This window comes from Rhizobium sp. WCS2018Hpa-16, assembly GCF_031843705.1.
GTDB lineage: Bacteria > Pseudomonadota > Alphaproteobacteria > Rhizobiales > Rhizobiaceae > Agrobacterium > Agrobacterium tumefaciens_C.
Genome location: NZ_JAVTIX010000003.1, coordinates 343,886 through 359,648 on the forward strand (window position 1 = coordinate 343,886; position 15,763 = coordinate 359,648).

The window sequence follows — 15,763 nt, forward strand, 5'->3', positions numbered from 1 at the left end:
CTCTTCCTGCCGCAGTCTCTTACAAAAAACCAGGACGTAGAATTCTTCCATGGGAAGGACAGAATTCTAATTCTTTTGCCTAAATTAGTATCAAAATCACGCGAAGTTAAACTTTTGAACAAAAACTACTGTGAAGGCTCCGCGTGCCCGCTTGAGTATGTGCAAAGTTTCTTATAACCACGACGCATCGGTAGTCGCAGAATAAGCGAGCCGAATACAAAAATTGGGAGCTCATTGATGAGATATAAACTTGGCCTAATCGCTGCAGCCTTGCTTTCGGCGACATGCTTTGCGCCTGCCGCAAGCGCGAAGACATTCGTATATTGCTCGGAAGGTTCGCCAGAAGGTTTCGATCCGGGTCTTTACACCGCAGGCACGACATTTGATGCCTCGGCCCACACAGTTTACAGCCGCCTGCTGGAATTTGAACCAGGCACAACCAAGCCTGTTGCCGGTCTTGCCGAGAGCTGGGAAGTGTCTGAGAACGGCACTGTCTACACGTTCAAGCTCCGCAAGGGCGTTAAGTTCCAGACTACAGAATTCTTCACGCCAACGCGTGATCTCAACGCAGACGACGTCATCCTGTCGATCGATCGTCAGATCAAGACCGACAACCCTTGGCACCAGTATGTACCAGGCACGTCCTGGGAATATGCTGAAGGCATGGGCTTCCCCAAGCTGATCAAGTCTGTCGAAAAAGTTGACGACATGACGGTCAAGTTCACGCTGAACCGCCCTGAAGCACCGTTCCTCGCCAACCTCGCAATGCCATTCGCTTCGATCATCTCGAAGGAATACACGGACAAGCTGGCCGCTGATGGCAAGCAGGCTCAGTTGAACCAGATGCCAGTTGGCACCGGTCCTTTCGCCTTCGTTGCCTACCAGCAGGATGCCGTCATCCGCTTCAAGGCCAACAAGGACTATTGGGGCGGCGCGCCAAAGGTTGACGATCTCGTTTTCGCGATCACGACCGATGCTGCCGTTCGCTACCAGAAGCTCAAGGCTGGCGAATGCCACCTGATGCCTTACCCGAACGCTGCTGACGTTCAGTCCATGAAGGCTGACAAGAGCCTGACGATCCTGGAGCAGGAAGGCCTCAACGTTGCCTACCTCGCTTACAACACGACGCAGGCTCCTTTCGATAAGCCGGAAGTGCGCATTGCGCTGAACAAAGCCATCAACAAGAAGGCTATTGTTGACGCCGTATTCCAGGGCATGGCAACACCTGCCAAGAACCCACTGCCACCAACAATGTGGTCCTACAACGACAAGGTTCAAGACGACACTTACGATCTGGAAGCAGCCAAGAAGATGCTGACAGACGCAGGCGTCAAGGACCTTTCGATGAAGGTTTGGGCGATGCCGGTTTCGCGCCCTTACATGCTGAACGCTCGCCGCGCCGCTGAAGTCATCCAGGATGATTTCGCCAAGATCGGCGTTAAGGTTGAGATCGTTTCCTACGAATGGGCCGAATATCTCGATCGTTCCAAGGCTAAGGACCGCGACGGTGCCGTGTTCCTCGGCTGGACCGGTGACAATGGTGATCCGGACAACTTCCTTGATACGCTGCTGGGTTGCGATGCTGTTGGTGGCAACAACCGTGCGCAGTGGTGCGACAAGGAGTTCGACGCTCTCGTGAAGAAGGCAAAGGTCACGACCGACCAGGCCGAGCGTACCAAGCTTTACGAAGAGGCACAGGTTGTCTTCAAGAAGCAGGCACCTTGGGCCACCATCGACCACTCCCTGTCTGTTGTTCCAATGCGCAAGGAAGTCACTGGTTTCGTGCAGAGCCCATTGGGTGACTTCACATTCGAAAACGTTGATATCGCCGAGTAATATTCAACGCATCTGAAAATGCCGCGTGTCTTGTCTCAAGGCGCGCGGCACTTGCGTTCTGAAGTATCTCTAAACAACAAAGAAGCAGACCGAAAAGGTCGCTACTACCAGCGCATAGGTTCCAGGCGGAACAGATCGAAGGTTTTTCATGATTGGCTTTCTCGTGCGGCGCATAGCCGTGCTCATCCCGACATTCATCGGGGTTTCTATCATCGCATTCATGTTTATCCGGCTCTTGCCGGGCGACCCTGTCGCCCTGCTGTCGGGTGAACGGGTCATGTCTCCAGAGCGACACGCGCAGATCAGTGCCGCTCTTGGCATGGACCGCCCCATGGTCATCCAGTATCTGGATTACCTGAAGGGCATCCTTTCAGGTGATTTCGGAACATCCATCGTTTCCAAGTCACCCATTATCGACCAGTTCTTCGCGCTGTTTCCAGCGACCGTCGAATTGTCGCTCTGTGCTATCCTCCTGGCCATCGCCATTGGTGTTCCTGCCGGTGTTATCGCAGCCATCAAGCGTGGCTCGTTCTTTGACCAGACGATGATGGGCGTTTCGCTTGTCGGCTACTCCATGCCGATATTCTGGTGGGGGCCGCTGCTGATCATCCTGTTTGCGGGCATTCTGCAATGGACGCCAGTGTCCGGGCGCATCTCGCTTATGTTCTACTTCCCGCCCGTTACCGGCTTCATGCTGATCGACTCGCTTCTGTCAGGTCAGAAGGGTGCGTTCTCTTCTGCGGTCAGCCATTTGATCTTGCCATCGATTGTGCTCGCAACGATACCGCTCGCCGTCATCGCGCGTCAGACCCGTTCTGCCATGCTGGAAGTGCTGTCGGATGATTATATCCGCACCGCGCGCGCCAAGGGTCTCTCGCCGTTTCGTGTGGTGGGTCTTCACGCGCTTCGCAATGCGCTGATACCCGTTATCACCACGATTGGTCTGCAGATCGGTGTCATGCTCGCAGGCGCGATCCTGACCGAAACCATCTTTTCGTGGCCGGGAATTGGGAAGTGGATGGTCGACAGTGTCTTCCGCCGCGACTACCCCGTCATTCAGGGTGGATTGCTGCTCATCGCCGGTATCATCATGTTCGTCAATCTGATTGTCGACGTGCTGTATGGCCTGATCAATCCGCGCATCCGCCACTAGAAGGTTGAGTATTCCCATGGCTGAAACCACTCAAAGCCAGCCGGTGAGCAGCGCGGCAATGCGCCGTCAGATGCTTTCCGAATTCTGGCACTATTTCTCCGAAAACCGTGGCGCCGTTATCGGCCTCTATGTTTTCGCAATCATCGTCTTCGTCGCCATCTTCGCTTCGTTGATTGCACCGCATTCGCCCTTCCAGCAGTACCGTGAGGTCATTCTGCTTCCGCCGGCCTGGCTTGAAGGCGGCAATTGGAGCTATCCGCTGGGCACAGATCCGCTGGGCCGCGATATTCTGTCTCGCCTCATCCACGGTGCGCAGTATTCGCTGTTTATCGGTGTTTTCGTCACCACCCTGTCTCTGTCGACAGGCATCATCATCGGCGTCATCGCCGGTTATTATCGCGGCTGGCTTGATACGGTCATCATGCGGTTGATGGATATCATCCTGGCATTTCCGTCCCTGCTTCTGGCACTGGTTCTCGTCGCCATTCTCGGCCCGGGCCTCACCAATGGCATGATTGCGATTGCGCTTGTTCTCCAGCCGCACTTCGTGCGACTGACGCGTGCCGCCGTGATGACGGAAAAGGAACGCGACTACGTTACCGCCGCACGTCTGGCTGGTGCCGGTCCGTTGCGCCTGATGTTCAAGACCATTTTGCCGAACTGCATGGGTCCTCTCATCGTTCAGGCAACGCTGTCCTTCTCCAATGCCATTCTTGATGCTGCCGCTCTCGGCTTCCTTGGCATGGGGGCACAGCCGCCAGCGCCTGAATGGGGCACAATGCTTGCCGAAGCGCGTGAGTTTATTCTGCGCGCATGGTGGGTCGTCACCTTCCCTGGTCTTGCCATCCTGATCACCGTTCTTGCCATCAATCTGGTGGGCGATGGTCTGCGTGATGCTCTTGACCCGAAACTGAAGAGGTCCTGATATGGCACTTCTGCAAGTCGATAATCTCACCGTCGAGTTCGAAACCGCCAGCGGCTGGTTTCGTGCAGTCGACGGTATTTCCGTCTCCGTCGAAAAGGGCGAGGTTCTTGCCATCGTCGGAGAATCCGGTTCAGGCAAATCGGTCTCGATGCTCGCGGTCATGGGCCTCTTGCCCTGGACCGCGAAGATCACCGCTGACCGGATGTTGTTTGAAGGCAAGGATATCCAGAACATCGGTGCGTCTGAACGCCGCAAGTTGATTGGCAAGGATATTGCCATGATCTTCCAGGAGCCAGTTGCCAGCCTCAACCCATGCTTTACGGTTGGCTTCCAGCTTGAGGAAGTCCTGCGCATCCATATGGGCATGGACAAGAAGACGCGTCACGCGCGTGCCATCGAACTGTTCAAGCTCGTCGGCCTGCCGGACCCGGAAGAGTGTCTCAAGCACTTTCCGCACCAGATGTCCGGTGGCCAGTGCCAGCGCGTGATGATTGCTATCGCGATTGCCTGCAATCCGAAACTTCTCATCGCCGACGAGCCGACAACCGCGCTCGACGTGACCATCCAGAAGCAGATCCTCGATCTCTTGATGAAGCTTCAGACCGAAAATGGCATGGGCCTCATCATGATCACCCACGATATGGGTGTTGTGGCCGAAACCGCCGACCGCGTGGTGGTACAGTATAAGGGTAAAAAGATGGAGGAGGCCGACGTGCTTTCGCTGTTTGAAAACCCCAAGAGCAATTACACCAAAGCACTTCTGGCAGCCCTTCCTGAAAATGCGACAGGTGACCGCCTGACAACTGTGTCGCAGTTCTTCGATGGCACGCCCACACCGGCCTCCAGCACAGCAGGAGAAACGGCATGACCACCAACAACACTATGCTCGAAATCCGCAATATGAAGCGTGATTATCGCCTTCCCGGCGGCTTCATGAAACCTGAAAAGATCATTCATGCGGTGAAGGGTGTTTCCTTCGCGCTGGAAACCGGCAAGACCCTCGCCATCGTTGGCGAAAGTGGTTGCGGCAAGTCTACGCTTGCCCGGATGCTGACCTTCATCGACGAGCCCACATCGGGGGACTTGTTGATCGATGGACAGAAGGTTGATACGCGTCCGGGCCACCTGACAGCTGAAATGCGCCAGAAGGTGCAGATCGTGTTTCAGAACCCCTATGGTTCGCTGAACCCACGCCAGAAGATCGGCGATGTGTTGGGTGAGCCTCTGCTGATCAACACGAAACTCTCGGCTGCCGAGCGGCGTGAAAAGGCCAACGACATGCTGGTGCGTGTGGGTCTTGGCCCAGAGCACTACAATCGCTATCCGCACATGTTCTCAGGCGGACAGCGCCAACGCATCGCCATTGCGCGCGCGTTGATGCTGAACCCGAAGCTGCTGGTGCTGGACGAGCCTGTCTCGGCACTCGATCTCTCCGTTCAGGCGCAGGTTCTTAATCTGTTGGCCGATCTGCAGGACGAGTTTGGCCTGACCTATGTTTTCATCTCGCACGATCTGTCGGTCGTGAAATACATCGCGGATGAGGTCATGGTCATGTATTTCGGTGAGGCTGTTGAATACGGCTCCCGCGAACAGGTCTTCAGCAACCCGCAACACGCCTACACACGCTCGCTGTTTGCCGCGACGCCGAAGTCCGACGTGGAATCCATTCGTGCGCGCGTCGCTGCCAAGAAGCTGGCAAAGGCTGGATAAGGTTTGCGTGCTCCCGGGTCTGCCGGGTGGAACGTGCGATCCAAAAACATTCGACGCCGCGAAGGAATTACCCCTCGCGGCGTCGATAACAATAAACTCGGTTTTTAACCGAAATCAGATCACTGGATAAAGCGACCAGAAGAACAGCTCATGTTCCTGATCACGGTCCTTCTGTTCCGATGAGTTTTCTTCTGATTTTCGCTCAGACGTGACACCACGCTCTCGGTTGAGCCGATCTTCCCTGGCCTTGCGACCAAGTCCGAACAGGTCAAAGGATAGCATATCGAAGCCAGCAACCATTTCTGTTCCTCTTCGTCACAGTTGTTAACGAGAGGTTAAGTTTTGCGCATTGCCATGTTTTCGTCAAGATTGCCGCAGGGATTCCTTTCCTGAACATCGGCTCCGTCCAGAGAAAACTATTTCGCCGCTTGCCGGATCGCCAATGCTTTATTCCTGAGCCGTCATTCCCGCACTTAGACGCTCAAAGGCGGTAGGCATCCACAGCGGCGAGCAACGCATATTCAAGATTGGTGGAGTGTCCGCCGGTCTCAAGTGCTTTTGCATATGCGGTCAAATTTGCCAGAACCGCTTCTTCGCAAGCGCGCTGGCCTGTATGGTTCAGTCGAACTAGCAGGTCCGTTCCGGGGCCCACGCCTGAGCTCAGATCTGAACCGGCTATTGTTCGGCGTGATAGAAAATCGGTGCGGTTGATATCAGCAGGCAGGACTGCTGTGGTTATGAGCGCAGAAGCGGCCATGTCCTGTGCCCATAGTTGTGCCCCGAGTGCGCGCAGGCCCGACCGGGTTGCAGCGCTTGCCCGTTGGTGGCGACTGATGACCTGATGGATGCCTTCGGTCTCGATTCGATCGAGTGCCGCTTCAAGGGCAAAGAACTCTAGAGGTGCTGGCGTACCCGGCAAGGCTAGGCGACCGGTGTCCAGCCACTGCTCCTTCTGGTCCATAAGGGAGAGGATGGAGTTCCTCGGTGCCTTGTCATGTGCGAGCGTCGTCCATGCCCGCTGGCTGACGGACACGGCAGATACTCCAGCAGGCCCGGCGAGGGATTTTTGCGGGCCGATCACTGCAATATCAATGCCGAGCCTATCCACGTCGAGGGCATGGCCGCCTATGGATGCCACCGCATCAACAATAGTGAGAATACCGCGCGCGCTGGCAAGCGCAACAATGTCTTCGAGCGGGTTGAGAATGCCGCTGGCCGATTCCGCATGAACGATTGCAAGAGCTGCAATATCTGGATTGGCATCCAGCGCTGCGCGGACTGCCTCAACGGTGATGGGTTGAGCCGGTTTTGCGCAGAGATTGACCACATCGGCACCCCCGCGTTGAAGCCAGTTTCCAAACCACGTGCCATAGGGGCTGGTGACGATATTCAGGGCATGAAGATCTGGTCGAGCAAGGCTTGTCGCAACCGCTTCCAGCGCAACAACAGCTTCGGCCTGCACAAGGATAACATCGTTTCTCGTGCCCATCAGGGCTGCAAGTCGGTAAGCCAGCGATCCGTAGTGATCAACTGGGAAGGAGGGGATGTCTAGCAGGTGATCCCAGTGACGATCAGGCATTATGGTTCTCCTTATCGATTTGAAATGTCGGAACCGCTGCGATGAGCCGTTGCGCCATCTCCGATTGAGGGGCAGAGATCACCTGCTGGGTCACGCCATATTCGACCATACGGCCTGCTTCCATGATGGCAACCCTGTGGCAAACGGCGCGGATAACCGCAATGTCATGCGAAACGAACAGGCAGGAGAGACCTGTCTCTCGCTGTATCGATACCAGCAAGGAAAGGATCTGAGCGCGCACAGACACATCGAGCGCCGAGACGGCTTCATCCATGACGAGCAGGGAGGGACGGGTGGCAAGTGCGCGGGCGATTGCGACGCGCTGCCGTTGCCCGCCGGAAAGGTCGAGTATCGGCCGAGGCGATAAGTCTGCTGGCAAACCGACGCGGTCGAGAAGTCTTTCGACCTCATGCACCAACGCTTTTGCGGCGAAGAGACCGTGAATGCGCAGCGGCTCGGAAATGACGGACGCGACTGTGGATCGCGGGTTGAAGGCGGCATGGGAATCCTGAAACACCATCTGCATGTGCCTTCGCGCCTGTCGAAGTTGGCGGCCATGGCGTGCCAGCCAGTTCTCTCCACGAAAGGAGATGGTGCCCGCGTCTGGTTCTACCAAGCGCATGATGAGACGAGCGAGCGTAGACTTGCCGCAGCCTGATGGCCCTGCAAGGCCTAATGTTTCGCCTTCCGAAAGCGTGAAGGAAATGTCCCGAACGGCGTGTTTTACCTGGCCTTGGGCCCGATAGGTTTTGGCAAGGGTCTCGACTGATAAAAGGGGAGCCATGGCTACAGGCTCCCGATCAGTGGCGGTGTGGAAAGGTCGAGATGGGCTTCAACAAGCTGTCTGGTATAGGGTGTCTGCGGGTTGTTCATAATGGACGCCGCTGGTCCGGCCTCCTGTAGCCGCCCGGATTTCAGCACGGCGATATCATCCGCGAGCGAGGAAGCTAACGCAATATCGTGGGTGATGAAGATCAGGGTCATTCCATTTTGCTGCACCAACCGGTCCAGCAACCGCACGATTGCGGCCTGCGTGATGGTGTCGAGGGCGCTTGTCGCTTCGTCCGCAATCAGGATTTTTGGACCGGCACACATCGCCGCCGCAATGGCAACACGCTGGCGCTGCCCTCCGGAGAGTTGGTGTGGGTAGACGTTCAGAAGCGTGGCAGAGGCTGGAAGCTCGACCTGGTCGAGCATGATGCGCGCATGCGCAAAGCCCTTCGCCCACGACATGCCGAGATGATGAACTGCGCTTTCGGCAACCTGTTCCCCGATGGTCAGGACCGGATTGAGGCTGGCACCCGGGTCTTGAAAAACATAGGCAATATCGAGGCCCGGTTTGGGCGGCGAGGCGTCGGATCTTCCCTCTGGGTGCATATTCCAGATGAGATCGCCCATGGCTTTTGCGCCTTTGGGCAAAAGCCTGGCGAGCGTCTTTGCAAGTGTGCTCTTGCCAGAGCCGCTTTCGCCGATAATGGCCAGACGCCTGTTGGCACGGATTGTCAGCGAGATATTTTCCAATGCGGGCTGCTCCATCCTCGCATAGGTAACGATGAGGTTTTCCACGGTGCAGATGGGCCGTGATCTCATGGCGTCTTTCCCAGTCTGGCCAAAGCCTGGTTGACGCCTTCTGCCAAGAGATAAACACCCAGCACCGTGGCCAGAAGTCCGACGCCGGGGATGACAGACAGATAGGCAGCCGAGCGAAGAAGATTGCGGCCCTCTGCAATCATGGAGCCCCATGTGACAACATTGGGGTCCCCAAGGCCTAGAAATGAAAGTGCGGCTTCGGTTAAAATGGCAGCAGCGACAATAACGGCCGCCAGCGCCAAAACCGGTGGCAGTGCGTTTGGCAGGATTTGTCGAAATGCGATTTCCAGCGGGTGCATGCCAATGGCGCGGGCGGAGGCGACATAGTCCCGTTCGCGAATGGAAAGTACCTGCGCCCGCGTCAGACGGGCGGGATCCGCCCAGGCGCTGAGCGCAATCGCCACGACAACAATGGGCGTGGAAGGGCCGATAGTGCTGACGAAGGCAAGCGCGAGCAGGAAGCCGGGTATGATTTGAAAGGCGTCCGTCACGCGCATCAAGGCCTCATCGATCATCCCGCCTGCAAAGCCCGCCAGTGTGCCAACGACCATGCCGATGAAGAGTGCAGCCGCAGCAGCGATCAGGCCAACCGTTAGCGAAACACGTGCGCCATGCACTAGGCCGGCCAGCATATCCCGGCCCAAACTATCTGTTCCCAGCGGAAAATTGGCATCGGTAAAGGGCCTGATGAGCGGTGATGCGACTATCGACAACGGATCTTGCGGGAAGAGGAGGGGTGCGGCGAGAGCTACGCCAGCGATAACACCGAGAATGGCGATACCCAGCTTGCCTTCCACACTCCTCGTGGCCGATTGAAGCAGCTTCATGTGCTGCCGCCCTGCGCGCCGATACGCGGATCAAGCACAGCATACAGCAAATCAACAACCAGATTGATGAGAATGACGAAGACAGCGCTCGATAAAATGATGCCCATCAGTAATGGCGTGTCTCTGCCGCTGACGGCTTCATGGGCCAGTCTGCCGAAACCCGGAATGGCAAACACGCTTTCAACCACCACGCTTCCACCCAGCATGGCCGCCGATTGCAGGCCAAGGACTGTGATGAGCGACAGGGCGGCGTTGCGTGCCACATGGCGCAGAACGATGCGTCTGTGTGCGAGACCTTTCGACTGTGCGAATGCCACGAACTCCAAAGGCCAGATATCTGCCATTGCATTGCGCATGACACGCAGAAACAATGCCAGATAGATAAGCCCAAGGCTGACCACAGGCAGGATGAGGTGGCGGCCTATGTCCAGCGCCCTATCTATGCCCTGTTTGCCAGAGGCAATTGTCTCAAGGCCCGATGTCGGCAACCAACGCAAACTAACGGAAAAGACGATGACGAGCACAAGCCCGAGCCAAAAGCCGGGCATCGCACAAAGTGCGAGTGATATGGTCGACAATGCCCTATCTCGCAGGCTCCCGGGTTTTGCGCCCGCGATGATGCCGAGCGCAGAGCCCATCACGAATGATAGTGCCGTGGCGGTTGTCATCAACAATAGTGTGTTGGGAAGCCGTTCGAGGATAAGCGTCAAGACCGGTCGGTCAAATGCGACAGACCAGCCAAGATCAAGCCGTGCCACGGACGAAAGATAGAGCCACAGCCGTGCCAGCATGGATTGATCGAGGCCATATTGACTGCGCAACGTGTCACGCAGGGCAGCATCGCCGCCGCCAATCGAGACAAGATAGGCGTCCACCGCATCACCAGATGCATTTTCGAGCAGAAGAAATGTCGCCAGCAGAACGATGACCAGCACAGGTATCGCGCTGAGCAACCTCCGCTGGATTATGCCTGCTGCACCGCTCACTGGTCCGCCCACAATGCAGTATCCGCCCAGTTTGAAACGGCCCAGCGCGGATTGCTGGCGACATTCGCTACGCTGTCGCGCGCAACTGTGATGAAGCCCCATTCCGCAACATTGATAAGCGGCAGATCGCGCGTGACCTCTTTCTGAAACTCTTTGTAAAGCTCCGTGCGCTTGGTTTCGTCAATCGTTTCCGCTGCATTATCGATCAGCGCATCCAGCGCCTTTTTTTCGTAACCTCCCTGGTTGGAAAAGCCGACACCGGCGGGCGTGCCGGATCTGACAAGGATGGTTGTGGAGATGGCTGGGTCTCCACGGAAGACCGGTGGGGCAATGGCGAGATCGAAAGCATGGTCGGTATAGACCGCCTTCTGATGAGCGGCGGCATCGTTGTTGATAAGTTCAGCCTTTATGCCAATGGCCGCCAGCGCCTGGCGCAGATATGCCCCGAACTGGCGTGTTTCGTTGAAATAGGGCGCGGGCAACAGCTTCAGAGAAAAACGGTTGCCGGTGCTGTCACGCGTGTAGCCAGCCTCATCGAGCATCGCATTCGCCTTGGCCACGTTGAAATCGTAGCGATCAACATCTGCCGTATAAAATTGCGGTGCGTTTATTGGCACTGGCCCGGTGGATGCTGTTGCGTAACCTAAAAAGACAGTGTCGATCACCAGCTTTTTGTCGATAGCGTGGGCAATGGCCTGCCGAACCTTCAGATCGGCCAACTCCTTGCGGCGATGGTTGATCTCGACAACAAGCTGATAGGTCAATGCCTCATAGCCATCGGCAATGACTTTGATGCCGGGCTCTTTGGCAATACGAGCAAGATCGGACAGCGGGACGGCTGAAAAGGCAGCCAGCTGGATTTCTTCTGCCTCAAGTGCCGCTGCCGCGCCAGCACGATCTGGCAGGATGCGATAAATGATTTCATCAAGTTTAGGCGCGTCTTTTTGCCAGTAGGACGTGTTGCGGGTTAGGCGGTAATATTCGCCCGGCTTGTATTCGGCAAAGACAAAGGGGCCTGTCCCGATTGGCTTCGTGTTTGCGGGGTTCGTGGCAATATCCGTGCCTTCATAAATGTGTTTTGGGATGACACTGGTCACCACGGGCAGGGCGTTGCGCAGGAGTTGGAACGGGGTTGGCTTTGAAAACCGGAAGATTGCCGTGTGTTGGTCAGGCGTATCGACTGACTGAAGATTGGCGAACACCAGCCGGCCGAGATTTTGCAGTGGCTTCCACACGGACATCGCAGAAAAGGCCACATCTGCCGAGGTAAAAGGCTTTCCATCATGCCATGTCACGCCTTCGCGCAGCTTGAATGTAGCGCTGAGACCATCGTCGGAGCCTTCCCAAGAGGTTGCAAGTCGCGGCTCCAGTCCGTCTTTTCCCTTGTACGAAGCCTCGGCCAGCGGCTCGATCACTTTACTGGAAATGTAGAAAACGCCGTTGGACGCAACGATCGCGGGGTTGAGGTTTTTCGGCTCTGAATCAGCTGCAACCACAAGACGCCCGGTGCCATGCGCTGCCCAGGCGGACTGAGGACGCGAGAGTGCCGTTGAAGCGACCAGCAGGGATATCGTTTGCAGAAGAGTGCGACGTGAAAACTGCGTTGTGGGCATCGATAACTCCGAAGTGGAAAGGGCAGTGTCAGCGCCGCAGAGATACAGGCGCAGTTTAGGACCGAGTGACGCCAAGTGTCCACGAGATTCGACGCGTGTGACAGCAACGGATTTTCTACATTTAGACAGGAGAAAAATGATTGTTGCAGACAGGCCAGTGCCGGGAGAATTCTCATCCGGGGGAGGGGGAGCTCGTCTATCGCGGATCTTGGTCCACTCTGTGCCATTCAGAAGCATATGGGGAAATGCTGGCAATCAAATATTAGGCATCACTTAAATATAAGACTTCTAAAATAAAGCTATTGCTTATATATTAGTCCCTCCAGTGGGTTAGAGGACTGTCGATGTTTAACGCACCCACGTGAGGAGGAGAGACCATGAGAAAAGTAGCATGTTCTTTATTCGTGTCCGCCTGCATTACACTGCCATTTCAGGCGTTTGCGCTGGATGTTAGCGTCGGCGGCGTCAGTGCAAGTGTGGGTGGAAATGACAGAGGCGGTCTAAGCGCCAATGCTTCGGTTGGAGGAAGTGGTGGCATCAATGCCGGCGCTGATGTGGGCGGAAGAAGCGGCGGCGGTTTGGGTGCCGACGTCAACGCCTCGGTGGGAGGCCGTGGTGGCATTAACGCCAATACCAGCGCCAGCGTCGGGGGACGCAACGGCCTGAACGCGGATGTTAATGCATCGGTCGGTGGCAGCCGGGGCCTCAATACAAACGCAAATGTCGGTGTTGGAGGGAAGGCCGGCGTAGACGTGAATGTTGGCGTAGGTATTGGCACCCCCGGAACGCCTACTGGGCCTATCAGCCCGGGAACAATGCCACCCGGCGCCGTGCGGGATGCCATTGTATCCTACAACAACATGTCACGCTCGCAGCAGGTGAGGCTGGTCAAGCGTTGTGCGGATATTCTGAACGGGGGCTATGATGCGGCGTTGACGCAACTTTGTCGCATGATTCAGACAGCGTCACGCTGACATGAATTTCCATAAAAAGGGGTGCATTGTCGCCCCTTTTTACCGGAAATTTAGGCAGCACTGCCGGATTTACGGCCAATTGACATGATGCGTTCACGCAGTGCTTTGGCAAGGTTGCGGGTATTACGGTACATGTGCACCTGCGCTGCCACTTGTCGCACGTCGCGGTCGCTGTTTTGTGCGAGGCCGATGATCAGCGTGCCCATCTCAGCCTTTTCAGACCAGAAGTTGGACAGCGCTCCGGTTTCATCCGCACCACAACTGTCTGTCTTAAGGATGTTGGCATCATCCAGGTGCCATTCGGTCAGTCGCTCCATCAAGAGCTGATCAATGGCGTGGTGCCGATAATCCTCATTCACCGCCAGTTTCCAGACATAGGCTTCACCCATTGTCATGAAGACAACTGCCGATGCGATGGCAACACCGTCAAGGTTCAGCGTGTGAATACGGACAGCGTCAATTTCCGCCAGGTTCGTAATGGCTTCGCGGGCAAAGGCCGCGCGGTATCTGTCGCTGGCAAGCGCGGAGCGCCTGCGACCCTTCGAGCCACTGGCTTCCAAGGCCAGAAATTCTTCCGTCCGCAGGCGAATATCCTGCGATTGGCGGGCGATGTCGTGCGTGAGAACGCCACCTGCGCCCAGCTTGTGCCAATGGTTGCGCAAGGTTTCAATGTGTGAAGCCGGAAGGTTGTTTTGCAGATAGAGGCCCGCATCGATCTTGCTCTCAAGCATCATCCGTTGGTGCGGCTCCGCGGTCGCCAGCGGCAAGTTGCGGCTGAGAGCGATGGCCTTGATCATTCGCACGAATGCACCATCTAACCGAAGCTGAGGCAGAACGAGGATATCGGGCAACCGAAGCTCAGGCTGCGCTAAAGCATCGAGAAGATTGTCGATGGTTTCCGCCGCGCCTTCTGCATCAACAAGCGGGGTACCGAGCGGTCCGAAAGGGTTGGCCCAGCCACGCAAAATCGATGGTCCGACAGAAAAGCCGGGCTTTTCGACGGTAAAAGGCATCAGAAACCGCATGCGACTGCGTGCACCATTTTCATCGCGCATCAAAGCGAAGCGGACTGACTTCTCATCAACGCGTGGCATCGCCGGCGCCAGAAGTTTGCCTGTGAAGAAAATATTGGGTTCCATGACCCTGTTAGACAGGAAATCCAGTTCTTCCTGGAGATCATAGCCAAGCTGCGCCGGATAAATGCAAAATTCTCGCCCGGTGCGGCCAACACGGATACTGCTATCTGCAACGGGACGCTCCGGCAGCGGTGTCGATAGCAGCATGGCGAAACGGCTGTCTCGCAAATCTGTATCATTCGGATCGCTTGCCATGCCTGCCTATACCATCCCTGTCACACATTCCGTGACATTTTAGTTGCTGAAAGCCGCGTGTTAATTAGGCACGTTGTCGCAATCTGGCAACCGATGAATACCAATTTTTAGAATTCAGTCTTTCAATTATACATGGAAACGTTGGAAATGTTGAGTGCGTATTGGTAGTAAAACAGCTATTTCAGAAAAGCGTCATGTTTAGTTCATTCAAGGCAAGATCACCGCATCTCTGCGTTTTGGATAAAGTCCGAGAACCAGTGCGCATCCTGAAAGGATGATGACGGTCCCGAAAAGTTGCATGACTGATATCGGTTCATCCAGGACAGACGCACCGATGATGACGGCAATCACCGTCACAACAAACTCGACGCTAATGGCTTTCGTTGCTCCGATCTGCGATACCAACCGAAAATAGGTGACATAGGTTAAAGAGCTCATAAAGACCGCCAATCCAGCAAGATAGGCGACATCAAAGAAGCTTGGTTGGCCCGGCACTGGAACAATAAGCAGTAATGGCAGTGTCAAAATGCCACCAGCAAGAAACGAGCCGATCGTGATCTCCCATGCACCTGAACCTTTAAGGTGGCGATTGGCATAGTTACTTCCGAAAGCAGCGCAGATACATCCCAGAATGACGGCAAGGCAGCCAACCAAAAAAGCGGATGTGATCGGAACGGCAGGAAAACCCACGAGGACGACGATGCCGCTGAAGCCGAGAATCATGCCTAGCAGGCTCTGAAGCGAGATTTTTTCAAGACCCCATAACTGGCCGATTAGCATGGAAAACAGCGGGATGCTGGCGACCAGAATGGCAGCCATCGCTGTGCCGATGATGGGCGTGCCATAGGACAGGCCGATGAGTTGACCGGCTACTGTCGTAGCTCCCACAGCCGTGAATGCCCGCCAGCCTGCGCTGAAATCAAGTTTCCGTTTCGAAATCCGGGCCATGACAAGCAAAGCTGCGCTCGCAATGAAGCAACGCAATGTGACCGCACCCACCCAGCCAAATGCTTCCACGACATGCAAGATGAGCAGAAAAGAGAACCCCCACGCTACAGCGAGAAAAAGATAGGCAGCGAGTTGTGCGGGTTTCATATGTTTATGTCCGGCGACGGATGATGCGAAGCGCACGGTTACGAAAGAGCAATGATGACGTCAAACGAATTGTGTAGTTCAGTGTGTATGTAAGCGGCAGGCTTGCGGCAAAGTCGAAGAATGCGGGAAAAAACTTGGCAACAG

General features: G+C 55.8%; 15 protein-coding genes. 6 read left to right on the forward strand and 9 right to left on the reverse strand.

Annotation, left to right across the window (positions count from 1 at the left end; translation table 11 throughout):
- Positions 1-237: 237 nt before the first annotated feature.
- From RQI55_RS12790 to RQI55_RS12810, 5 genes are all read left to right on the forward strand, one after another.
- Positions 238-1,836 carry an ABC transporter substrate-binding protein gene (locus RQI55_RS12790; protein WP_042616544.1) on the forward strand — a complete coding sequence of 533 codons (1,599 nt, stop codon included), beginning with the start codon at positions 238-240 and terminating at the stop codon, positions 1,834-1,836.
- Positions 1,837-1,984: 148 nt separating this feature from the next.
- Positions 1,985-2,989 carry an ABC transporter permease subunit gene (locus tag RQI55_RS12795; protein WP_192064720.1) on the forward strand — a complete coding sequence of 335 codons (1,005 nt, stop codon included), beginning with the start codon at positions 1,985-1,987 and terminating at the stop codon, positions 2,987-2,989.
- Positions 2,990-3,005: 16 nt separating this feature from the next.
- The gene (locus tag RQI55_RS12800; protein ID WP_243257368.1) at positions 3,006-3,914 is read left to right on the forward strand and encodes an ABC transporter permease subunit; all 909 of its coding nucleotides are present in this window, start codon (positions 3,006-3,008) and stop codon (positions 3,912-3,914) included.
- Between the two features lies 1 nt (position 3,915).
- A complete protein-coding gene (locus tag RQI55_RS12805) occupies positions 3,916-4,782 on the forward strand; it encodes an ABC transporter ATP-binding protein (protein ID WP_311272730.1) in 867 nt (288 codons plus the stop codon).
- The gene (locus RQI55_RS12810; protein WP_311272731.1) at positions 4,779-5,624 is read left to right on the forward strand and encodes a dipeptide ABC transporter ATP-binding protein; all 846 of its coding nucleotides are present in this window, start codon (positions 4,779-4,781) and stop codon (positions 5,622-5,624) included. Before RQI55_RS12805 ends, RQI55_RS12810 begins: the two co-directional genes overlap by 4 nt.
- Before the next feature lie 114 nt (positions 5,625-5,738).
- Here the strand turns inward: RQI55_RS12810 and RQI55_RS12815 are convergent, their stop codons facing one another.
- From RQI55_RS12815 to RQI55_RS12845, 7 genes are all read right to left on the reverse strand, one after another.
- Positions 5,739-5,924, reverse strand: coding sequence for a hypothetical protein (locus RQI55_RS12815; protein ID WP_311272732.1), 186 nt, complete (start codon positions 5,922-5,924; stop codon positions 5,739-5,741).
- A gap of 181 nt (positions 5,925-6,105) precedes the next feature.
- The gene (locus RQI55_RS12820; RefSeq protein WP_311272733.1) at positions 6,106-7,203 is read right to left on the reverse strand and encodes an aminotransferase class V-fold PLP-dependent enzyme; all 1,098 of its coding nucleotides are present in this window, start codon (positions 7,201-7,203) and stop codon (positions 6,106-6,108) included.
- Positions 7,196-7,987, reverse strand: coding sequence for an ATP-binding cassette domain-containing protein (locus RQI55_RS12825; RefSeq protein WP_311272734.1), 792 nt, complete (start codon positions 7,985-7,987; stop codon positions 7,196-7,198). Before RQI55_RS12825 ends, RQI55_RS12820 begins: the two co-directional genes overlap by 8 nt.
- Positions 7,988-7,989: 2 nt before the next feature.
- Positions 7,990-8,793 (reverse strand): ABC transporter ATP-binding protein, encoded by an 804-nt coding sequence (locus tag RQI55_RS12830; RefSeq protein ID WP_311272735.1) that lies wholly within the window; start codon positions 8,791-8,793, stop codon positions 7,990-7,992.
- Entirely contained in the window at positions 8,790-9,620 is an 831-nt protein-coding gene (locus RQI55_RS12835) for an ABC transporter permease (protein ID WP_311272736.1), read from the reverse strand. Before RQI55_RS12835 ends, RQI55_RS12830 begins: the two co-directional genes overlap by 4 nt.
- The gene (locus RQI55_RS12840; protein WP_311272737.1) at positions 9,617-10,606 is read right to left on the reverse strand and encodes an ABC transporter permease; all 990 of its coding nucleotides are present in this window, start codon (positions 10,604-10,606) and stop codon (positions 9,617-9,619) included. The genes RQI55_RS12835 and RQI55_RS12840 overlap by 4 nt, the downstream gene beginning before the upstream one ends.
- Positions 10,603-12,219 carry an ABC transporter substrate-binding protein gene (locus RQI55_RS12845; protein WP_311272738.1) on the reverse strand — a complete coding sequence of 539 codons (1,617 nt, stop codon included), beginning with the start codon at positions 12,217-12,219 and terminating at the stop codon, positions 10,603-10,605. The genes RQI55_RS12840 and RQI55_RS12845 overlap by 4 nt, the downstream gene beginning before the upstream one ends.
- 377 nt (positions 12,220-12,596) lie before the next feature.
- Here RQI55_RS12845 and RQI55_RS12850 point away from each other — a divergent pair, with 377 nt between their 5' ends.
- Positions 12,597-13,193, forward strand: a complete 597-nt coding sequence (locus tag RQI55_RS12850) for a hypothetical protein (RefSeq protein WP_311272739.1) — start codon at positions 12,597-12,599, stop codon at positions 13,191-13,193.
- Positions 13,194-13,243: 50 nt separating this feature from the next.
- Here the strand turns inward: RQI55_RS12850 and RQI55_RS12855 are convergent, their stop codons facing one another.
- On the reverse strand, positions 13,244-14,524 hold the full coding sequence (locus RQI55_RS12855; RefSeq protein ID WP_409233725.1) for a GNAT family N-acetyltransferase: 1,281 nt from the start codon (positions 14,522-14,524) through the stop codon (positions 13,244-13,246).
- 207 nt (positions 14,525-14,731) lie between these two features.
- Positions 14,732-15,619, reverse strand: coding sequence for a DMT family transporter (locus tag RQI55_RS12860; RefSeq protein ID WP_311272740.1), 888 nt, complete (start codon positions 15,617-15,619; stop codon positions 14,732-14,734).
- Between the last annotated feature and the right edge of the window lie 144 nt (positions 15,620-15,763).